Genomic DNA, 21897 nt, shown 5'->3' on the forward strand with positions numbered 1-21897 from the left:
ATTGCATATCGATTACTTCCGCTTGAGCAGCTGGCTTAGGTGCATTATTCAGCACCATGCTCACGTTTGCACGTTTCTCCGCTAGCTCTTCTGGGGAATAACCTTTGATGGCCCATTGCTTCGTGCTGTTCATTAATGGAACGAGCAAATCGGTAATATTCCTCATTGTCTCCGAATTAGGAATTTCAATAAAGTTCTGCGCCAGCTCAATAACAGAAGCTAAAGAATCTCCGTTTCTCGCAGCATCTGTACATTCCTCAGCCATCAAATCAGCTTCTTCACGGTCAATCTCATAACGCTCTAGTACAAAACGGACTAGATTCATATAGTGGCTGTTTCTCTCCACATATTCTGCTTCTCCAGCTTTCAAAAGCTGCTGCTTCGTAAATGGACAAAAATCCAGATCATGTCTAAGGTCTCTTTCTTTCACAATAGCCTCAGAATCTACTACCCGATAGTCTGATATGTAGCCACTCTCTTCAATGAAAAATTGCTCATAGTAATCTTGGGCAGCAAACAAAACGTTCATAATATCATATTGAGCAAGAGGATGATCATCCTCTGAGATTACAAATGATTTCAACTGATCTATCGTCAATGTTCCATAATAATAGAGTAGGCCCTGCGTTAACCGTATCCATTCCGTGTTTCGATTAAGAATGGGCGTTTCCTTTAAGAGGTCCCCCGCTTTAATGAATTCCACCAGTTCGGCTGGCATCATCACAACACGCTTGCCATCTACCGTTCCCGGAAATAAAATACCACGCTCTAGGAAATAAGCATACTGCTGCAATTCAAGAAACGGCTTGTCCCAAATACCTTCGTTTTTCACTATTTTCTGAACAAGCTTCAATCTATTATGATCAAAGCAACGAGTTGCCATTTGTAGATTGTCTGGTATCAGCTCTGAAAGCTTCTCCACAAGCCCCTGCTTATTGAGCGAGCTTAGGTTGCTAATATCCAAATTCGTACGTATTCTAGTTAATTGCTGCTTCGATAATGTGCTTAGCGCATCCGCATAAGACAGTGGATAGGTAAGCGGCGGCCATAATTTTTCCTGTGCTTTATCTTGCTTTGTTGTCATAATAATCTCCTAACTCGTAGATGTATTTCATGCTCTTCTATGAATTATGAGTGGTACACTCAAAAGACATGCAGGTTCAAAGATAACAAAAATCGAAGATGGAATCAAACAAATCTGTTACTAATTTCATCACAAAATGTAAACTCAACCTATAAATTACGGATTCAAACCTAAATAAAAGCCTCACAGATCATCAAGCGATCTACGAGGCTTATTCAAAATCTATCATGATTTATCCATACCTTTTACACTTAACAGCGAATTAAGCTGCTCCAGTAAATTACCGCCGCCAGTGAGCGAGATAGTCCCGATTTTTTCGCAAATTTTCTCAAGAAACTCAAGCTCTTTCAGACGATAGAGTGTGCCGTTCTCATCCATTAGCTTAGCGGTATTTAGCAGGCTTCTAGTAGACGCTGTTTCCTCTCTTCGTGTAATGAGATTGGCTTGCGCCTTCTTCTCAGCAAGCAGTACCGTATTAAGAATGTCCTTAATATCACCCGGCAAAATAATATCTTTGAGGCCAGCCGAAACGAACTGTACACCGTAATGCTCTTTCTGCTCATTCAGACGTGTAAGTACAAAATTTGCGATTTCTTGCTTCATGCGCAGCAGATCGTCCAGCTTTAGAGTACCGACATATTCGCGCAAAATAAGCTGCAGCAAAATGTATACCTGCTCCTCGAACGACTTAATCTGAAATGCTTTTAGCGGGTCAACAACCTTGTACTGGCACACAAAGTTCAGCCGCAGCGTCACCTTGTCCTCCGTCATGATCTCTTGTCCAGTCATGTCCAGCTGAAGCTGGCGCAGATCAACCGTCTTCACCTGCACACTCGTTGGTCCTTTCCAGAAATAATATTTTCCCGGACGAAGCTCGCGCTGCAAAACGTTATTAAAAAATAACAACCCCGTTTCATAGCTTGCCACCTCGAACACTTGCATAAAGCTTTGCAGCCTCGACAGCAGTGATCTATCGATCTCTGATGTCAGTTCTGGATTCCGAATGTCTATACGGATAAATGAATGTTTTTTCATTACATTCCAGAATCCATAAAGCCCTGGTGTCAGCAATGCGGCAAATTTGCCATCCTCAAAATGCAGTACATACTCATAATCCTGCACATCAGCTATCGTCAGCTGCTCGGCAAGCTGCTCATCGTGGAGAAATAGCTTCAACTCCATATTTGGAACAGCGAAACGCTTCGCAATATTTTGCAAAATAACGGTATCGTCAGAAAATGATGTATGGCGATATACGCCCGGCTGCAAAAGCTTTATGTAACTGCCTTTTTTGAAAAGCAGACCTCGTTCATCGTTCTTGATAATCACTTTTTTAAACATGATTTAACACCTCTTTACACGGTTTGGTTGATCTTTGGAACAGGAGCGCTCCTGCGGCTAGACCGGAATCCGGCTTGAGAAGGGAGCAGAGCAGCTTTACAGCTTCGTTGTCGATAGTCGAGCTCGGATTCACTTTCCATCTGTGCTCGTTCTATGTCTTACTCTGCTATAAGAGGCAGCTGGCTCCAATCGGTATCCACCGATTGCATAGGTTTTGCTGCAGTGATTGTGCCGAGGCATCGTCTGAGTGCTCCTGCTTAAGATCAGATCTACAACATTAGTTCTCCTTTGGAGGGAGTCAGAGTGCTCCGAAGAGCTTTTCGCGGATTAGGCGATTGACAATAGAGGGATTAAGTCCACTCTATCCTGTGGGAGATTAAGACGATATGAGCGATACAGTATACAAGCGCATAGTATGCGCATGCACTGCGGGATTTTTAGAAATCCCAGCCAAGGTACGCCATTCGTACATGAACCTCATCTATTATTGAAGTTATCTTTAATAGCGATTTGATAAAAGCTAGGTGCCTTTTATAGCAGCCATCGGCTTGCATTTGGCTACCACGGCAGCTAAAGAAGCGCCAACAACGCTGTCGATGATCTGATCTACGTCTTTATATGCCTGTGGGCATTCATCGAGAATGGCCTGCAAGGAAGCATGGTTGACGAGTATTTCATCATCCGTCCCAACCTTCAGCGATTGTTCAAACTGATCAACCGTCACCATTTCTTTCGTAGCTTTTCGCGATCTCGCCCGCCCCGCTCCATGGCAAATAGAATAGAAGTTTTTGAGTCCCTCTTCCTTGCCTACCATAATATAAGAGGAAGTTCCCATAGAGCCTGGGATGAGCGCGGGATGTCCCGTCTCCTTGTACACCGGCGTATTTAGAAAATGTCCCGGCGGAAGCGCACGCGTTGCCCCTTTGCGATGGACGAGCATCGGCTGGTTGCGGTGAAACTCCATGAGCGCGTAGTTATGCATCAGATCATAGAGAACCGGCATTTCTGTACTTGCTCCGAACACTTCCTGAAAAGCTTCACGGACACCGAATGCAATCATATGACGGTTGCTTACGGCGAAGTTGAGTGCAGAATACATCAGGTTCAAGTAGGTCAGACCTTCCTGACTCGCAATCGGGGCATAGATCAGATTAGGGTCTGGATTGCTAACTCCCCACTGATTCATCGCTTCCTTAATAACCTTATTGTGTTCGCGTCCAACCATTCCGCCCCATGATCTGGAGCCAGAGTGAATCATGACGACAACCTGACCGTCGAACAAGCCCCATTTTGCCGCCACATTTGCGTATTCCTCATTTATCTCCAAATACTGAATTTCAATGAAGTGATTGCCACTGCCGAGCGATCCGAGCTGCCCACGCGCATATTTCATAATTTTCGGAGGCAGTTGATTTAAATAGGTATGGTTGAAGCCGAACTGGGATTGCTCCACATGCGTCAGCCATTGCTCATTTGGCACATATTTCTCGGGCAGACCCTTCAAGCCATGCTGTACCACACCCATAACATCGATATCGTCGTAGTTCGAGTTCTTACGCTCATTAGTCGGTACGTATTTCTCGATTGCGGTGATCAATGCTCTACGAATATTTTTGTCAGCAAGCTCACGCTTATGAAGCGAGGTTGTATGAACGCGCATCCCACAGCCAATATCAGAGCCGACAATAGAGGGAGATACACAGCCATTTTTCATATTCCAGACCGCAGTCGTCCCAATGCAGGTTCCAACGCCAACATGGGCATCAGGAGTATAGCTCATATATTGATTTCGAGGAATTTGCAAATTGTTGTTTGCCATTTCATATACTTTGTCCCCAAAGGCTTGAAGCACCTCTTCATTCGCAAATACGTGGAGTGAGCCATGCTCAAGCTCCATTTCATGATGATTGCCTCCATGTCTCTTATGCTGCATTATCATCGTAATACCTCCCGTGCTTCAAGCTATACGTGTCATAACTCGTTGGCTTGCTCGCTTCTTATGAGCTTTATATTGCCTGATTTTGGAGACCGTGAACATGGTGAAAGTATTACGATGGAGGAAAATTTTCCTTTTTGTTCAAATTTGCGCTCTTCCTGTTAAGATAGAAAAGAAGAGCGCTTATGATCGGAGGAATACATAAATGGCAAAAGAAAGCTTTGATAAAGAGATCCAGTTTTTGCGGATGCTCGTTCTTACGAGCGGTGCATATAATCGCCAGCAGTATGCGGACAGGCTGGGCATCTCCATCCATACCTTCGATAAAACGATCAAACGTCTGAAAGAGGTTGTGAATAGCGTTTACCAACAGCTGCCTGAGGATAAAGGCAAGGAGTTTGCCGAAACCATTCGTTACAGCTATCTTGATTCTTCGGAACCGATGCTTCTGTTTCTATTTCGCGCCAAATCTCTAAAAGAATCAGAGAGTCAGCGCCTCTCCTTATTGCTTGCTGCTATGCACGAGAAGTCATTCACTGCAATGGAGCTCCTCGATCTATGCTGCAGCAGCATGCCGGAGGAGCTTTCGCTGCCTGACGAAAAAACGATACGAGGCGATTTGAAATATTTAGAGCAAGTAGGCGTCATCAAAAAAGAGTCTGGAACGCGCCCTTTTCGCTATCGGATATACAATGATTTAGTACAGCAGCTCTCACGCGATGAGCTGCTCGATCTTTATGACTTTGTAGACGTTATGGCAAATACCCAAATCCCCTCCGTACAGGGTTATTTGCTGCGTGATGGTGTCAAGAAATACATGAATCGGAATCAGGTCGATTACGGCTCGGTTGAACCCTTCTTATATAAGTACCACTATTACTCTCGTATTTTGGACGAAGCACATCTCTTTACTCTGCTTGCTGCGATACGTCATCGGCGCTCGGTCAGCTTTCTCTATTTTTCGCCGAAAAAAGAAACCAGCTACACATCCAAAAATACGAATCCATTATTTGAGCGCGATACCGAAGGACAGCAGGAAACGCTGCTCCCTCTAAAAGTTGTTTACGATCATCAATATGGCCGCTGGTACCTTCTTGGTCATCACGCCCGCTACGGCATTAAGAAATACCGAATGGAAGGCTTAACCCAAATTTCGGAAGAGGAAGCGTCCCCCGTGGCATTATTCGAGTCCAAAAGAGATGAGCTGGAGCAGCGGATTAAACATAGCTGGCTAATTGATACGGGCAAGCCTGTTCTAGTGCGGGTTCGCTTCTTTCATCCGGGACCTCATATCCCAAGCTTCGTGATGGAGCGTGTTCTGCTCCAAGGACAATGGGGCACTATTTTGGAAGAAAGTGAAGAATCCTTCATCTATGAAATTGAGGTGAACGGAACGATTGAAATCAAGCCTTGGATTAGGAGCTTTGGCTCAAGCTGCGAGGTGCTTGCTCCCATGAAGCTGAGGCAGGAACTGATTGAGGAATGGAAGGAGATAAAAAGCTACTATGAATCCTTTTGAGAAAATATTCAACTATCAGATTTTATCCAAGCTGGAAGGCTCCGGTACGTTCATCATGACTTCGCATGAGCGAAGTTGGCTGAAGACCATGCTTGAGCATCCCGCTGCTGCGGCTGCTTTGTCTCCAGAAACGCTTATTCAAATGAACACTATATTAGAAGAAGATCAATCCTTGGATACTGGCGGGCTTCTGCATAAGGCAGCTAGTAGAGAGAAGCAAGTCTATCATTCTTACCTTCGTCCGCTTCGCCAAGCTATCACTAACAAAAGCCTACTATATATAAGCTATAAAATTAAAGGAGACCGCACCTGTACGGAGCAAAGGGGTCTTCCCTATAAGCTGGAATATTCGATGGTCAAACGGGAATGGTATCTTCTCTGGTACCATATCAATCATCGAACGCTGATGAGCACGAAGCTTGATAACGTGACGGGCAGCAGCGAGCAGGTTTGTCCAACGGAATATTACGAGCAGCTAATTGGTATCGTTCAAGGCTTAATGAAAAAACGCAGCATGAGTGCGAATATTCTTGTTGTTCCCGAATACAACGGGGAGCTCTCGCGCATTTTGTATGCTTTTTCTTGCTTCGAGAAAGAAGTCAGTTACGCTGCCGACTCCAACGAATATACGATTCAATTACACTTTTCAAGCAAGGACAGCGAATATGTTCTATCCAAAACTCGCTTCCTCGGAAAGCGGGTTCGCATCATCGATGGCGAGCACCTGCGGCGCCGTATGCACGAGTCTGCGACAAAATCCCTAGCACGATATGCACAATTTGACGAAAAATTTTATTTAGAATGATTATAAAATGATATTGATTTCCTCCTATAAAACGGTAACATAAGGTATGAGGCGTAATCATACAAAATCAATGAGGTGAATCTATTATGAGTACTGAGAAGAACAAGCTCACAACTAGCTTTGGCGCTCCCGTTGGAGACAACCAAAACTCGATGACAGCAGGCTCACGTGGTCCCACATTAATTCAGGATGTTCATCTGCTTGAAAAGCTGGCGCATTTCAATAGAGAGCGTGTTCCAGAACGCGTTGTCCATGCCAAAGGCGCAGGCGCACATGGCTACTTTCAAGTTACGCATGATGTCACGTCTTATACGAAAGCCAACTTTTTGTCCGAAGTAGGAAAACGTACTCCAATGTTTATACGTTTTTCAACCGTAGCTGGCGAGCTCGGCTCTGCCGATACGGTGCGCGATCCACGCGGTTTCGCCGTTAAATTTTATACAGATGAAGGAAATTATGATCTTGTCGGCAATAATACACCCGTATTCTTTATTCGTGATGCGATTAAATTTCCAGACTTCATTCATACTCAGAAGCGTCATCCTCAAACCCATTTAAAAAACCCGAATGCGGTATGGGATTTCTGGTCCTTATCGCCTGAGTCTCTGCATCAGGTTACGATTCTTATGTCTGACCGCGGGATTCCTGCTACGTTTAGACATATGCATGGTTTTGGAAGCCACACTTTCAAATGGGTGAATGACCAAGGCCAAGCGGTATGGGTGAAATACCATTTCAAAACAGAGCAAGGTGTTCAAAACATCTCTAATGAGGTAGCTGCCAAAATTGCTGGCGAAAATCCTGATTATCATACCGAAGATTTATTTAATGCAATAGCAAGTGGAGATTTTCCAGCGTGGAAGCTTTATGTGCAGATCATGCCTGAAGAGGATGCGAATACATATCGCTTCGATCCGTTTGACGTAACGAAAGTTTGGTCTCAAAAGGATTATCCATTAATTGAGGTCGGTCGCATGGTGCTTGACCGCAACCCAGAAAATTATTTTGCAGAGGTGGAGCAAGCGACATTCTCGCCAGGATCATTTGTTCCAGGTATTGAAGCTTCCCCGGATAAAATGCTCCAAGGACGTCTCTTTGCTTACTCCGACGCTCATCGTTACCGTGTTGGCGCCAATCATAATCAGCTGCCAATTAATCGCCCTGTCGCTCCGGTGAACAATCACCAGCGCGATGGCCAGATGCGTGCAGACGGCAACGGAGGAGCATCGATTTATTACGAGCCTAACAGCTACGGCGGACCAACAGAGTCGCCGGAAAACAAGCCAACTCCGTTCGAAGTGTCAGGAAATGCAGACAGCGCTCCTTTTGACCATCATGACCACTATACACAAGCTGGCGACCTGTATCGTCTTATCAGCGAAGAGGAACGCGCCCGCCTTATTGAGACGATCGTTGGCGCTATGAAGCCAGTTGAGAAAGACGAGATCAAGCTTCGTCAGATCGGCCATTTCTTCAAAGCGGACCCCGATTTTGGTCAACGGATTGCAGAAGGACTTGGCTTATCCATTTCACAGCAATCGTAATGGTTCTCATATCAGATCATATATAGTCATGCGGCTGTCGAATTCATTTCGATAGCTGCATGGCTTTTTTTATTGCTTGAAGTTATGTTGGCTCGGGACGGAATCGAACCGCCGACACTAGGATTTTCAGTCCTATGCTCTACCGACTGAGCTACCGAGCCTAATTGTTTAATGTCCCAGAAAATACAAATAGCCCCTCATCCGAAGGGACGAGAAGCCGTGGTACCACCCTAAATTAGAACTTCTCTGCAACAAAAACAGAAATGTTCTCACTTTAATTAATAACGGTTAACTAACCGGTGCTCCTCTACTTGCCATAACTGGTTTCAAGGGACTGCTCCGGAGTGAACTTCAACCAACCCTTTTCCCAGAAACGCTCTCAATTTTCGGCGTTTCCTCCCTGTAAGTAGGTATTGATTTACTTTTCTCCATCTACGCATTTATATTGTTTTGAATAATTTCCCTAATAGTACGTTAAGAGTCACAAAAAGTAAACACTTCGAATTAATAAAAACATATTCATCGACTAAAATGCCCATCGGATCAATAAAAAACGGCTAATATATGTTAAAGATCTTTTTCAACCTTCTCAAGAGCTACCATGCTATTTTGCCAGATAGCGTAACAAGGCTAGTACGTGGCATTCTATCTGGTACTAGACCGTACGTACTTTGCGCTGAGATACGTAGTGGTCGAACAAACGGAATACAATGAAAAGCAGCAGACATACGGAGAGCTTCAGGGCTATGTCGACAATCCGACCTGGGTCACCATGAGTGAACCGTTCATATCCGTAATAGACAGGAGAGCGAATAGACGAACCGATTAAAGCATAAAGCCTGAACGTCACCATATGCATCAGCGTTAAAATGATGGACAATCCGAACGGCAACAATGCGATATACCGATTATGACATATTGCATATAGAACAAACGATTGAATAGCCAAGCATATACTCCCAACTCCCATTAATACAAATGAGAAGTTGGAAAGGCCTCCAGTGGTATCAAAAACGCCGCTGAAGAACAGATTTTGAAAAAGGGTGAACTCTTGGCCTACAAATGTATGCACGAGAACCTGAAAATAAGCTTGAAGGTACCCGCTAACGAACAATAATGGAACCGACACTAAACAAACCCGATCAACGTTCTTGCGTGTTAAGAGAAGCGACAAGCATAACAATAGCACCACGACACAGGCCACAGGCAGAAGTTCGATATAACGGTTATGAACCCCAAATCTGCTTAATAATAGTCCTCCTGCGGTAGAGCAAAAAAACAGAAGAACTAAGCCTCTTCCGGCCTCACGAATGGATTTCCCTGAATAGCCGTAAGTCTCTTTTGTTAATCGGTAATTCAACTCTTCCGGCGAACCAAACTGCCGAAGTGATCTGTCGATCGCCTCTTCAGGGTTGAAGCCTTGCTCTAGCAATTCTTGTATAGAGCAATGGAGATGAGCTTCCATTTCTTCAGCACTTTGCCTTTTCTCCCGCTTTGTAAAATAACTACGTTCTAATATACTCTCAATGTAATGCCGAACCCTTTCCATGTGTCTCCCCACCCAAAAAAAGATTTATAATTCGTAAATTTCCCACCCAGGATTGCTTACTCTCCTCCAGCTTTTTCAGCCCATGCTTCGTGATTCGGTAGTATCGCCGCCGCGGGCCTGATGGACGTTCATCCCAGTAGCCTTCGATGTACTTGTTTGCTTCCATCCGTTTCAGGGCGGGATACAATGTTCCTTCCTTCATCTCTAAAAGCCCCGCGGTCTCTTCGTTTACGATCTTCGAGATTTCATACCCATATGCATCCTCGCGCCGCAGCACTGACAGCACGATCGCATCTATGTATCCTTTTATCATTTCATTACGCAATGACTGCACCTACCCTACATAGTTATTCTATATATAAAGAATAACTAATTATGGAGGAGAACGCAACATAAAAGTCTCAAGTCGCACTCCTTGAACCAGCAACCTTTCGTTTAGAGGGTTAAGAAGTTCCTCGACATAACTGCCCGTTAGCGTAATGAAGCAGCCGATCATTATGGTCGGCTGCTTCCGTGTTTTTATTGAACTATCGTTTCCCGTTAGCAAAGACTCATCAATTCAAATACTTTTGATCAGTCTTTTGTAGGACCATTGCAATTTTCTTTAAAGAACAATGCTTTCATTGCAAAACGAGGTAAAATTAATTGTCTTTTCCATCTAGAAGGCTGCTTTATTAATCGGTAAAGCCATTCCAAATTTATCTTTTGCCATATTACCGGCGCTCTCTTCACTGTTCCAGCGATCGTATCAAGGCTCCCGCCAACGCCAATAGCAACTCTAGCATTTAGTGTGTTTTTAAACTTATGAATCCAAAACTCAGCTTTAGGGGCGCCTAGAGCAACAACTAAAACATCCGGTCTCAAGTTCGTTATTTCATCAACAATTCGCGCCTCTTCCCTATGATCAAAAAAGCCATGATATCTTCCGAGTATAGATACGTTTGGGTATTTCATATTTATTACTTCTGAAGCCTTTTTACTCGTCAACTCACTTGCGCCCAAAAGATAGAACGACCAGCATTTTTTGTTTCCCATCTCCAAAAGGTTAATAAGAAGATCGCATCCCGTAACACGTTCTGGCAGCGGATTCCCCTTTAACCGAGAGACCATGACGATGCCTGCACCATCAGCAGTAAGGTGTGCCGCGTCGTTAATAATGGAACGAAGCTCTAAATTTTGCTGACAAGACATACTGATTTCTGGATTCAACGTCACCACGTGGAAAAGCTCTTTTTTTTCTCTTTAATAACTTCGTCAATCAAATCGACAGTTTCACCCATCGTTATTTTAGGGATGGGAATGCCCATAATTAGCGAATGATTTTCCATTAGATCCACCTTGGTTTTTTATCCACATTCTAGCTAGATGAGTAACTCAAACTATCTAGCTCTTTCATGCTCTGATGAAATCGCTGCCGATCCAACAGAAAAAAAAAGCTCTAAGGACAATTCCTTAGAGCTGCTTATCTTATTTATGAATATTTATTAGGCGAATGGGTAGATCCAGAAACGCTCCGTTCCAAAGCGCTCTTGTATTTCCGCATCCTGAAGGGTTTTATTGCCCATTAACTCGGCCGCTTGAAACTGGGAACGATGTGCTTGTATCGAAGCCATTTTTTGATGCAAAAAAGGTTTAATATCATTCACGATTTGAGGTTTGCCAATCGCTTGTTGATGGTTTTTGGAAAAAGCTACGCAATATACAATTGGCCTCTCCGCTTGCGGCAGCCTGCCGACTGTCCTAATGACGGACGCCCCACATGCATCGTGGTCGGGATGAACGCTGTAGCCTGGATAAAAAGTGTACACAATTGATGGATTCAGCTCCTGAATAAGAGCTTTTATCTGCCCATCCAACTGCTCATGATCTTCAAATTCGAGCATTTTATCATGAAAACCAAGCATTCTCAAATCTTGTATGCCGATGGCTTGGCATGATTCCTCCAGTTCAAGCTTGCGTATAGCGGGTAAAGTGACCCGATTGGCGAACGGGGGTATTCCCATATTTCGGCCCATTTCCCCAAGTGTCAAGCAAGCATAGGTCACATGAGCTCCATCTTGGATATGCTTAGCCAGTGTCCCCGAAACGGAGAAAGCCTCATCATCCGGATGTGGCAGTATAACTAAAATATTATTTTGTCCCACAGAATTTCTAATCTCCTCTCTCATCAGAAGGGTTCCTTGCTTAATTGCAGTGATACGACAAGTTTTCCTTGCCCATCATGGCCTGCCAGAATCAGCCGCTCCGGTTCGTTTTCATCCCAGTGGGTAAGCCCCTCCGAGTATACCCAGCCTTGCGACATTTTCAAGCCAACCCGATAAGGCCCGCTCCCTGCAATCGAACCGTGAGAATAACGAATCACCACATTCGTAAGGAAATTGGCTGCTGGATGCTTTGAGCTGTCGAGATGAGCAGCGTAAGCACCTGTAGTCATTTCAAGATGAATAAAAAGTTCCTGATTTTTAAAGCTATCTATCCTCTGCTGCACCTTTTCTTGATTAATCAGCTGCAACTTTATCCCTCCCCATATTTCAGAAAAACCATATCAATAAATCGGATACTGAAACAATTTTATCATATTTGCACGAAAAGAAATAACGAGTGCTGAATGCTTGCAACTTTAAACAAGAGACTAGTTGATTTCTCAACTTGAACAAGTCATATACTTACCCTTGGTGAATATATATACCTATTATTCGCGTGGTTCTACCGAACTAGATTGTCGAAAGTATATATGATATACTAACTTACAATTTTATAGAACATACACACTAGATTTTACCATTCATATTCTTTCGGAGGCGATCATTACAACAGTAATCCTGCACATCTTGCCAATACCCCATCGCATCTTTTATAAGAATTTTACTGGAGGTTACCTATGAGAAACCTAACGATTAGCAAAAAACTGCTCGGAGGATTTATTGCTATCCTTATATTATTAACTATGATTTTGAGCATTAATTTAACTCAGCTCACATCGCTTAATCGTACATATACAGAATTAATTGAAGATCGAACACAAAAAATGCTGCATATTAAGAACATGGTCATAGCTGTAAAATCAGAGCAGGTTGCCATACGAGTTTACGCCATGCTTGGTGATCAAACGTCGCTAAACGGAATAACTGCTGCTCATGAAAATTATATGAACATCAGCAAGCAGCTGGCATCTACATTCTATACTCCTACAATGATTGACTCACTCAAGCAAGCCGATCTCATCGAAAATGAGTATTTTCAGCTTCTTGAAAAGGTTATCAGTCTCAAAAAGGAGAATCAAGAGAAGGAGTATACCACTCTTCTTGCGAACCAGGGACGCACCATAACAACAAAGATTGAGAAAATTCTTACGGACATGGAAACCTATCAACAAGAGCAGCTGAACATAAGCTCAGCGAAAGCATCCAAACAAGTGGACGAAGTCATCAGATTCATCATTACACTCGGGATCATCGCTCTTGTGCTTGGCATATCCATCGCTTTGTTAATAGGCCGACTCATCACCAGACCCATTATTCAAGTCGTAAAAGCTGCGGAGAAGATTGCTTCTGGGGATCTTACAGGCAAAGCCATTATTATAAAAAATAAAGATGAAACGGGTATGCTTGCGAGTTCGTTTAACACGATGTCCGATAATCTTAGAGCTTTGATTAAACAAGTTGATTCCAATGCGGAGCAAGTAGCCGCATCCTCAGAAGAACTAAGCGCAAGCGCCGAACAAACATCGCTTGCAACAGAGCAAATCGCGGTTACTGTACAGGATGTTGCCTCTGGCGTTGAACAGCAAGTGAAGCTTGTGAATGAAAGCTATCAGACGATTAATGATATGTCGATTGGATTTCAGCAAATTGCTGAGAATACACATACYGTCTCTTCCAAAGCTTCCGAAGCGTCAGATAAGGCAGCTCTTGGGAACGAATCGATTAAAACAGCCGTTGCGCAAATGGGATCAATTAATGATACGGTCAATGGGCTTGCTTCGGTTATTGCGGAGCTTAATGGACAATCAAATGAAATCAACCAAATTGTTGGAGTCATATCGGATCTCTCCACACAAACCAATCTGCTCTCACTGAACGCCGCTATCGAGGCAGCAAGAGCTGGCGAGCATGGGCGCGGCTTTGAGGTCGTCGCAACGGAGGTGCGAAAGCTATCCGTACAATCGACACAATCAGCTAAGCAAATCGAGTCGCTCATCTCTACGATACAGATTGAAATGCATAATGCTGTTCAGTCTATGGATGCTGTAACCAAGGAAGTGTTGTCAGGTATTTCCCTTGTTACCACAGCAGGAGAATCATTTGAATATATACAAAATGCCGTTAATGATGTCGCTTATGAATCCGTGAAGGTTTCCTCGGCTGTGCAGCAGCTAACCGCTGGAGTTGACGAAATTACCGGTTCAATGAAAATGATTTCTGAGGTGACCCAAAGCTCCGCCGCAGGCACTGAGCAAGTTATCGCCTCAACGCAGGAGCAGCTATCCTCTATTGAGGAAATATCCTCTTCTTCTAACGCGCTTGCAAAAATGGCGGAGGATTTGCAGCATAACGTGAATCGCTTCAAAACGAGTTAGAAGAACGAATGTTTTACCTCCGGCTTTTTATGGTATACTGCTACAATATTAATATGCTGGAGGTTTGCCTTATGAAAATTTATGTTATTCAATCATTCAATGAGGATGGTTTGGAAAATGTGTATGTAGGCTCAGATGAGGAAAAGGCATTATCGCTGAAAGCAGCTGACTTTGACAACTGCGATGCCCTCTTTGTTGAAATCTGGGAGGATGGCGGCAAAACAGATGATTTCCGCCTTGTAGAATCACCCGAAGAAGATGATGCAGACGATACAAATAGTGAAGAGATTCAGTAGTTCCGATCACCAATAACAAGTAAATGTGCAACCTTTTGTCGAACACTGTCGTCTAGTGTTCGACTTTTATTTTTTAAGGAGAGACATACATGCTACATATGAAGAAATCGTTATCCAAAATGGCTGTACTCGCACTCACAGTATCGATGCTCGCTGCAGGCTGYAGCGATGCCGGGAAAGAATCGGCAAAAAATGCATCAGGAAATGAGACAACGGTTACAGAACAGCCCACCGTACCTCCTGCAACAGAAGCTCCAACGGAAACCGAAGCTCCACCTGCTACGGAAGAACCTGCTGGTGATCAGGCAACAACTGAACCTGCAGCAACTGAAAAACCAACTGCAACTGACACAAGCAAGGAAAATGAAGCTGGCGTAAAACCTTCAGCTACTGCAAAACCGACCGAAAAACCATCAGGTGCAAAACCTGAACAGAAACCGGCTGCAACAGCGAAGCCTACACAAAAACCGACGCAAAAACCAACAGTCAAACCAACACAAAAACCGAGTGCTACACAAAAACCTAGTGCAACGACTAAACCTCCTGTAAAGCCTTCTACGGACATTAAGGTTTCGGATATCACGACTAAAATTACGACCGATCTTGAATTTCCGATGCTTGGTAATGTAGAAGCTGAGCGTTTGAAGGATGTTTTCGGAACGGATTTTGATGGTCTCGTGACTGAAGGTGTCTACTTGCAAGCGATGATGAACGTTAAAGCTACCGAGCTCGCTATCGTCAAGTTGAAATCCGATAAAAGCTACGATGCTGTAGCTAAAGCATTTGAAGCGCGCGCAGCAGACATTCAAAAAACGTTTGAAACCTATTTGCAGGATCAATATGAGGATGCTAAAAACTACAAAATTGTTAGAAACGGAAACTACGTAATGCTGTCCATCTCGCATGATCAGGATGCAGTAGTGAAGATTTTCAACAGTTTCTTCAAATAATACTTTATTCACAAAAACCTGACCGACAGCGGTCAGGTTTTTTTTATGGTTTTGAAACATTTTGCCTTGGTTGATCGTGTTAGGTGTGAAGGAGTCGACGATCATGCCAAATGAGTATTCAGATGAATATTTAACCCAGCTTGTTCAACGTTACGCGGATATGATAATGCGTATTGCTTTCACCTATCTTAAAAACAACGCAGACGCTCAGGATGTATGCCAAGAGGTATTTATAAAAGTTGTTAAGCTGCAAAAGACGTTCGAGCTGGCCGAGCATGAGAAGGCGTGGATTATTCGAGTTACGATTAACGCTTGCAAGGATATGCTGCGCAGTCCATGGAAAAGATTCTTTTCTCCCATTCGTGATGCATCTATTCCGATCCAACATTCAGACAACAGAGAAGTTGTTGCCCGCGTCTTAGAGCTGGATCAAAAATACCGGATCGTCATTTACCTCTATTATTTTGAAGATTACAGCACCGCAGAAATAGCCCAGTTATTGAACAGAAACGAGAGCACAGTAAGAACACAGCTTAAGCGCGCTCGTGAAATATTAAAAGGGAGCATGATTGGAGGATTCGCTAATGAATAGATACATAAGCGGAATGAAGGAAATTCAGGCTGGCGATGAGCTGAAGAAGCAGATGATTCACCACGTACAGCAGCAGTCAGCGAGAAAACGCAAAACGTTATCCATAAAAAAAACAGCAGCCCTATCGGCCGCTGCTTGTATAATTGTTTTTTTGGTTGTGCTTGGAGCATCCTTATTGCAGCATGAGAACAAAAAAACAGCATTTGGCGGTTTCGTTATTACGGCCTATGCCGCAGATGGCACATCGATTGAGATGAAACCTGAAACTCAGCTTCCGCTAGGAAAATATAGTCCGCTAATGAGCAGTGTACCCGGTTTTCCAATTCGCATCGTTGCAGATGAAGCAGACATCATTACAATTACCGTTACAGAAGGAAATCTTCTTCTTTGGTCCCCTTCAGACTCCAAGGTCATTCAAAAAGGAAGAAGCATGAATACTACATCCGGTACCATTGTATACTGGACTCCTCTTGAAGAGGGCGAAGAACATTCTCTTAGTCAATCAGCTACGGTTTCAGTAACAGCCCTCACGGGCAAAAAAGAGCTGGGTCGCCATGACATTGAAATAAACACGGATGACGGGCTAAATTATAGCGGAGTGGTCAAAACGCCCTAATCTTAGGATGCCATATTTCTTGTCTGCCGAGAAGAGAACGTTCTTGAGCTTGCACGCAGCAGCATTGTAACAGCTATGCATTCCAATAAGGTCATGAGCATTAGTGTGAAATCCTGCAAAACACTCATACTGTCAACACTCCAGCCAAGCAGAGAAAGATTGATCTGCTTGAATAAGATATGACCAAAAAACGTTACGATGCTGAACAAACTGATTATTTTATGATAAGTCTGAACGGCTGGAAGCTCTATTTTAATCATTCCATAAAAAAGAAGCAGTGTATTCGGCAACATACTGAATGCAAGCTTATAATCTGTTGTCCATTCACTAAATCGAAGCAGCAGCAGCGTCTCCACTACCGTTAAGCCCAATGCAAAAATCAGAATAGGTTTTACTTTTATTTGCATAAGCGATGTCTCATACTTTGCTAGTAATACACCCAAAGCCACGAACGTGAAGCCAAAGCCGATATATCTCGTCGCAAACAAATACAAATAATCGATGTAGGCAGGGTCGATCGCGGGAAAGCTCTCAGCTGTTATACCGAATAACGTTTTTAAGCTTCCTGAAACAAACTGCATGCCAACAAATCCAGTCAGCGTCAATATAAGAGCAAGGCGAATGTATTGCTTTTGGATAAGCCAATAAGCCGTTAATATACCAAACACAAGCGGCGGGATAAACCAAAATTGAACGAATGGGCCGTTTAGGAAAAATGCGATAAACAGTACCTTCGCTTGGATAAAGAGATTTCCTGCCGACCAGCCGTCGCTAATCAGCTTAGGAACGATGCTCTCTGCAACAAACAGACAACAAAATAAGCAATAAACGATACCGATACGCAGCAAATATTTTTGAATATAAAGCCTTGGATTTGCTGCATGGCTCCAGCCTTTATAGGCAAGAAAACCTGCTACAACATAGAAGCATGGCACAACTATTCTTGTAGCAAGACCAGAAAACTGGACAATCGCTTGCCCCGGCATTAAAGCCATATAGCGTAAAAGCATAAGATGCGCTACAAGCACAAGCGAGGAACCCGCCAGCTTGAATAACGTTATCCCTGGGTAGTATTTACGCATTTCTTCTCAGCTCCCCTGTCCCATTCAGAACCAACGATTTAATTTCAGCCACTGAAATTTTACCCGTCGGTGAGAGAGGGAATACAGGCAAAAACACATAATAACGCGGCAGCTTAAACGTCGATAAATATGGAGCCAAATCATTTTTCAGCACACTATCGCTTAGAGTCGCTCCCTGCTTCGCTACAATACAAGCGCAAACTTGCTCACCATAAAGCTCATCCGGGACACCTATGACGAATGCATCCTCCACATCTTTATGTCGCAGCAGCACATTCTCAATTTCTACCGGAGAAATTTTTTCTCCGCCTCTAATAATCGTTCTGTGAAGCCTGCCTGTAATGGTTAAATGTCTCCGCTCATCCAGAAACCCTAAATCTCCGGATCGATACCACCCATCTGCCGTCATACACGCCCTATCGTTAGTCTCGCTTGTGTAACGCATAACCCGATGACTTCGAATCGCAATCTCGCCATGCTCATGCGGCGGCAGCGCCTCTCCCGTCTCCGGATTTAATATTTTCACCTCTACAACCTTATCCACTCTTCCCCCAATGCTGTATGACCCCTTTTCGAATTCCTTATATTGAATGAGCCCGTTTAAAAGATTTAAGTGTCTCAGCAGCTTATAAAGCAAATATAAAATAATATTTTGCCTCCGATTCACGAAACAAGTCCCATTAGCGACTGCACCTGCTTCCGAAGAGCCATAGCTTACCATAAAAAAGTAAAGGTTCAAGCCTTTCATTATTTTTTGCAATATCGTATTGTTAACTGCTGCTGAAGTAAATGCTACCCCTAGCAGTGATTTCAAATTGTAATCCTCTCTTTTTGGAGAAAGTACCATTTGTTGAATCATATATGGCGTACCTATAAGGACTTTACACTTTTCCTTCTCCACCGTTGACAGAGCATTTATGGGATTAAAGTGGCTTAGCATGACCAACCGAATATTGTATGTTTTTAAGCTTGCAAATAATGTACCAAATCCTCCTAGATGATAAAGCGGCAATAAATTCATAACCGAGAAATGACGAGTAAAGCGATCACTGATTTTCATAAGCATGGCAATGCTTTTCTTTGGTTTACCCGCATTTTCAACAGCCAATAAGAAGGAAGCCGTGGAACGCAATACCCCTTTGGGAAGGCCCAGCGTCCCCGATGTATAAAGCAGAATAAGCGGATCACTTGAGACATTCATATCACAGGCGGTTAAAAACAACTGTTCATCTATAGCTGCGCCAAGCAGCCGTAAATCTGAATAGGGCTGAAATAGCTCGTTTGCTTTCCCCTCTTCCTCCAGTACAAAAATATGCTTCGGGAACCAATTCTGATCTACTCCCTCTTTATGTAAATCCACTATTATTTCCTGCATGATCGATGGATAATGGACATGCTGTCCTTGAGCTCCCATAATGATGGCTGCAGGGCGAGAATCTTTCAAATAATGCTCAAGCTCTTGTTTCTTAGAGTATGTATTAAGCGGAACAATGATAGCGCCAACGCAGGCCGCTGCAAACATCGAAATAATCATTTCCGCCCTGCCAGGCATAATGATTATGATGGAGTCGCCTTTTTTAACCCCTAGTTGAATAAAGCTTTTCGCCAGCAAGCGCACCTCTTCCCAAATCATTAGCCATGTATAATGCTGATCAGCAGCTGGGTAACTGTATGCCACATCATGAGGATAATCTGCTGCTCTTTTTTGCAACATATACGGAATGGTGTCCCCGCTCAAGCTACTTTTGTTTATCATTGCCTTTACCCCCGTGTCTATAAAATAAACCTATTATTGTGAAGTGTCATACTGTGAACATTTATAATATAACACCGAGTCGGTTCTTAATAAAGAACAATTTTATAAAAAAAACGTCGAAAGGGCTTTTATAACAGCTCTTTCGACGCAATACTTGTTATTTGGCAGAAACTGGGGATGGTACTGGTTTTGTTATTGTTATTTCTTTTACCACGTTGCCCTTGATGTCATCCTTACGCTTCGCCTTGCCCACGAATAAACTAAGCGGCAATGCGACGACTGCTACCAACGTAGCAACAACATATACATCGTTAATGCTCATCGTGAAGGACATCATTTCAATGTGCAGCTTATCAACATCGCCAGCCTTCATGAAGTCGGCAGCATGTGTAATCGATCTTGATGCAAGCATCGTTGTAAAGATAGCAATCGCGAATGAGCCAAACACGTTACGCGTCCAGTTCGTTATCGCAGAAGCATGCCCCGACAGCTCCGCTGGAATTTGCTCCATTGCGGCGTTGCTTGATGGCATTACGACAAGTGCGATCCCGATGTTACGAACGATCATCCACCAGATGATGTAGGCATGCGATACATCAAGACTTAGCCAGCTTAACGCCAGCGTACCGATTGTCAGCAGCACAATGCCGCTAGACATCAGCCAGCGCGGACCAATGATGCCGTACAGCTTGCCGACAACGGGCATAAGCAGAGCCATTGCCAGTGAAGCCGGCAATAAAATCATGCCCGTATCCATCGCGGACACATGCTGTATTCTTTGAAGAAATACGGGTGTGAGCAATGTTCCGGAATACAAGCTGATTGTTATAATATTAGCGATAATGGCATTAAGCGTAAAACGACCATTTTTGAATACGCGTAGATTAAGCAGCGGCGTTTCAGCCCGCAGCTCTCGCCATATAAATAGTATCAGTGAAATGCCGCCGATTACGAACAATGAAACAATTTTCCATGAGCTCCAGCCCCAGTTATGGCCTTGCCCCAGTGCAAGCAGCAAGGATGAGCTGCTCATGATAACCGTTAGGAAACCTAGCAAGTCGAAGCTCTTCGGAACGTTCATCCGATAATAAGGAATGTATGCATATACGCAGCCGATTGCGATCAGACCTATTGGCACGTTCATGAGAAACAGCCAGTGCCAATTCATGTTTTCCAATATCCAGCCGCTGATTGTAGGTCCAAATGCAGGAGCCAGCATTGCAGATAGTCCCCAAAATGCGATTGCCATCGCCTGTCTATCTTTTGGAATGATTTGATAAATGATCGACATTGTTGCCGGTATAATTAAACCACTGAATGCCCCTTGTAGTACACGGAACAAAATGAGTGAGCCTTCGCTCCAAGCCGATGCACACAATATTGACGTTAAGGTAAACCCAATTAACGAGAATAAGTATAGTCTTCTATAGCTGAATCTCTCCCCTAAATAACCGGCAATTGGAGCTGTAGTTCCCATTGCGAGCATAAAGCCAGTTAACGTCCACTGAACGGAGCCCAGAGTCGTATCAAAATGGTCCTTCAAAATTTCGAGCGCCAAATTTATCGTAGCCGAAGCCAATACGCATAAAAAGGACCCGATAAAAATAGCAGTCATTACTGGCCAAAAACGTACCTTCATGCCTTCTGCTTGGTTCATCTGTTTGTTCCACTCCTTATATATTTACTTTAGAACTTAACTATTATAGTTTAGCGCTAAAGTAATTTCAATGAAAATTATTATATTGTAAAATTTTTCTTTTAACCCCTGTTGTAGGACTCGTTTCATGCCGTCTCCATTCGGCTGTGGGAGCAACCGTAGCGCTTTTGAACAACAAGTCCAGCTTCCTTGTTTCTAGGCGTCCATACCCCGCTGAGGACGTTGTAATACAGCACTAGGCATCTGTGAATCTTCAATCCTGTAACTAATCAGCTGAGGTACGCCCCTTGTACGTAAAATAGGGCTGCCTACTATCCGTTTCTCAGGATAGAGGGCAGCCCTTTTGTATTCGTTCATATGAAATTAACGTATCTTCAGTGAAAAGCTGTCCTGAAAATAAAAAAACATTGTTCACAAGGAACAATGGCATGTTAAAAAAGTAATGGTGGAGGATGACGGGATCGAACCGCCGACCCTCTGCTTGTAAGGCAGATGCTCTCCCAGCTGAGCTAATCCTCCATGGAAACACTAAAACCCACTGCGAGTGGGAGTCTTGCTTCATTGTGCGTTTTGCACATTGAAAACTGGATA

20 protein-coding genes, 2 tRNA genes and 1 other annotated feature (1 of these 23 running past the window's edge) are annotated in these 21897 nt (G+C 43.6%); of the genes, 8 read left to right on the top strand and 14 right to left on the bottom strand.

The features are described from left to right. The 3 genes from AB4Z50_RS34575 to AB4Z50_RS34585 all read right to left on the bottom strand — a co-directional run. A protein-coding gene (locus tag AB4Z50_RS34575) for a YecA family protein (RefSeq protein WP_441886829.1) crosses the window boundary here: on the bottom strand, positions 1-1084 show its 5' portion. The gene continues 74 nt to the left of window position 1, outside the view; 1084 of the gene's 1158 nt are visible here — the first part of the coding sequence; its start codon is at positions 1082-1084; the stop codon falls past the left edge of the window. Positions 1085-1309: 225 nt separating this feature from the next. Then, the gene (locus tag AB4Z50_RS34580) at positions 1310-2425 is read right to left on the bottom strand and encodes a slipin family protein (protein ID WP_441886832.1); all 1116 of its coding nucleotides are present in this window, start codon (positions 2423-2425) and stop codon (positions 1310-1312) included. A 520-nt stretch (positions 2426-2945) separates the two neighbouring features. Beyond that, positions 2946-4364 (bottom strand): RtcB family protein, encoded by a 1419-nt coding sequence (locus tag AB4Z50_RS34585; protein WP_441886835.1) that lies wholly within the window; start codon positions 4362-4364, stop codon positions 2946-2948. 202 nt (positions 4365-4566) lie between these two features. Between AB4Z50_RS34585 and AB4Z50_RS34590 the strand changes: the two genes are divergently transcribed. The 3 genes from AB4Z50_RS34590 (at position 4567) to katA (ending at position 8229) form a co-directional block, all read left to right on the top strand. Then, on the top strand, positions 4567-5880 hold the full coding sequence (locus AB4Z50_RS34590; protein WP_441886838.1) for a helix-turn-helix transcriptional regulator: 1314 nt from the start codon (positions 4567-4569) through the stop codon (positions 5878-5880). Continuing rightward, positions 5867-6685, top strand: a complete 819-nt coding sequence (locus AB4Z50_RS34595) for a WYL domain-containing protein (protein ID WP_441886841.1) — start codon at positions 5867-5869, stop codon at positions 6683-6685. Before AB4Z50_RS34590 ends, AB4Z50_RS34595 begins: the two co-directional genes overlap by 14 nt. A gap of 86 nt (positions 6686-6771) precedes the next feature. Beyond that, positions 6772-8229, top strand: a complete 1458-nt coding sequence (gene katA / locus AB4Z50_RS34600; RefSeq protein WP_441886844.1) for a catalase KatA — start codon at positions 6772-6774, stop codon at positions 8227-8229. Between the two features lie 88 nt (positions 8230-8317). Here the strand turns inward: katA and AB4Z50_RS34605 are convergent. The 6 genes from AB4Z50_RS34605 to AB4Z50_RS34630 all read right to left on the bottom strand — a co-directional run bounded on the left by AB4Z50_RS34605 (position 8318) and on the right by AB4Z50_RS34630 (position 12290). Then, positions 8318-8390: transfer RNA gene (locus AB4Z50_RS34605), tRNA-Phe, on the bottom strand. 41 nt (positions 8391-8431) lie between these two features. Beyond that, positions 8432-8673 (bottom strand) — a binding site (T-box leader). A 211-nt stretch (positions 8674-8884) separates the two neighbouring features. Next, complete coding sequence (locus tag AB4Z50_RS34610) at positions 8885-9778, bottom strand: permease prefix domain 1-containing protein (RefSeq protein WP_441886847.1); 894 nt, start codon at positions 9776-9778, stop codon at positions 8885-8887. Continuing rightward, positions 9753-10091: a PadR family transcriptional regulator gene (locus tag AB4Z50_RS34615; RefSeq protein WP_441886850.1), complete on the bottom strand. Its 339-nt coding sequence runs from the start codon at positions 10089-10091 to the stop codon at positions 9753-9755. The genes AB4Z50_RS34610 and AB4Z50_RS34615 overlap by 26 nt, the downstream gene beginning before the upstream one ends. Before the next feature lie 260 nt (positions 10092-10351). After that, positions 10352-10996 (bottom strand): WecB/TagA/CpsF family glycosyltransferase, encoded by a 645-nt coding sequence (locus tag AB4Z50_RS34620; RefSeq protein WP_441886853.1) that lies wholly within the window; start codon positions 10994-10996, stop codon positions 10352-10354. A gap of 266 nt (positions 10997-11262) precedes the next feature. After that, positions 11263-11922, bottom strand: a complete 660-nt coding sequence (gene bshB2, locus AB4Z50_RS34625) for a bacillithiol biosynthesis deacetylase BshB2 (RefSeq protein ID WP_430063693.1) — start codon at positions 11920-11922, stop codon at positions 11263-11265. A 23-nt stretch (positions 11923-11945) separates the two neighbouring features. Continuing rightward, positions 11946-12290, bottom strand: a complete 345-nt coding sequence (locus AB4Z50_RS34630; RefSeq protein WP_076271788.1) for a YojF family protein — start codon at positions 12288-12290, stop codon at positions 11946-11948. A gap of 369 nt (positions 12291-12659) precedes the next feature. Between AB4Z50_RS34630 and AB4Z50_RS34635 the strand changes: the two genes are divergently transcribed. From AB4Z50_RS34635 to AB4Z50_RS34655, 5 genes are all read left to right on the top strand, one after another. Then, a complete protein-coding gene (locus tag AB4Z50_RS34635; protein ID WP_441886857.1) occupies positions 12660-14357 on the top strand; it encodes a methyl-accepting chemotaxis protein in 1698 nt (565 codons plus the stop codon). 71 nt (positions 14358-14428) lie between these two features. After that, positions 14429-14653 (top strand): hypothetical protein, encoded by a 225-nt coding sequence (locus AB4Z50_RS34640; protein ID WP_441886860.1) that lies wholly within the window; start codon positions 14429-14431, stop codon positions 14651-14653. A gap of 89 nt (positions 14654-14742) precedes the next feature. Then, complete coding sequence (locus AB4Z50_RS34645) at positions 14743-15603, top strand: DUF4358 domain-containing protein (protein WP_441886863.1); 861 nt, start codon at positions 14743-14745, stop codon at positions 15601-15603. Between the two features lie 103 nt (positions 15604-15706). Further along, complete coding sequence (locus AB4Z50_RS34650; protein ID WP_441886866.1) at positions 15707-16195, top strand: sigma-70 family RNA polymerase sigma factor; 489 nt, start codon at positions 15707-15709, stop codon at positions 16193-16195. After that, on the top strand, positions 16188-16811 hold the full coding sequence (locus AB4Z50_RS34655; RefSeq protein ID WP_441886869.1) for a hypothetical protein: 624 nt from the start codon (positions 16188-16190) through the stop codon (positions 16809-16811). Before AB4Z50_RS34650 ends, AB4Z50_RS34655 begins: the two co-directional genes overlap by 8 nt. 2 nt (positions 16812-16813) lie before the next feature. Here the strand turns inward: AB4Z50_RS34655 and AB4Z50_RS34660 are convergent, their stop codons facing one another. From AB4Z50_RS34660 to AB4Z50_RS34680, 5 genes are all read right to left on the bottom strand, one after another. Beyond that, positions 16814-17893: a hypothetical protein gene (locus tag AB4Z50_RS34660; RefSeq protein WP_441886872.1), complete on the bottom strand. Its 1080-nt coding sequence runs from the start codon at positions 17891-17893 to the stop codon at positions 16814-16816. Beyond that, positions 17886-19649 (bottom strand): class I adenylate-forming enzyme family protein, encoded by a 1764-nt coding sequence (locus AB4Z50_RS34665; protein ID WP_441886874.1) that lies wholly within the window; start codon positions 19647-19649, stop codon positions 17886-17888. Before AB4Z50_RS34665 ends, AB4Z50_RS34660 begins: the two co-directional genes overlap by 8 nt. A gap of 157 nt (positions 19650-19806) precedes the next feature. Next, positions 19807-21306: a DHA2 family efflux MFS transporter permease subunit gene (locus tag AB4Z50_RS34670; RefSeq protein WP_441886877.1), complete on the bottom strand. Its 1500-nt coding sequence runs from the start codon at positions 21304-21306 to the stop codon at positions 19807-19809. 125 nt (positions 21307-21431) lie between these two features. Further along, complete coding sequence (locus tag AB4Z50_RS34675; RefSeq protein ID WP_441886880.1) at positions 21432-21563, bottom strand: hypothetical protein; 132 nt, start codon at positions 21561-21563, stop codon at positions 21432-21434. A gap of 186 nt (positions 21564-21749) precedes the next feature. Next, a tRNA-Val gene (locus AB4Z50_RS34680) sits at positions 21750-21825 on the bottom strand. Between the last annotated feature and the right edge of the window lie 72 nt (positions 21826-21897).

Source organism: Paenibacillus sp. 2TAB26 (assembly GCF_052115145.1).
Taxonomy (GTDB): domain Bacteria; phylum Bacillota; class Bacilli; order Paenibacillales; family Paenibacillaceae; genus Pristimantibacillus.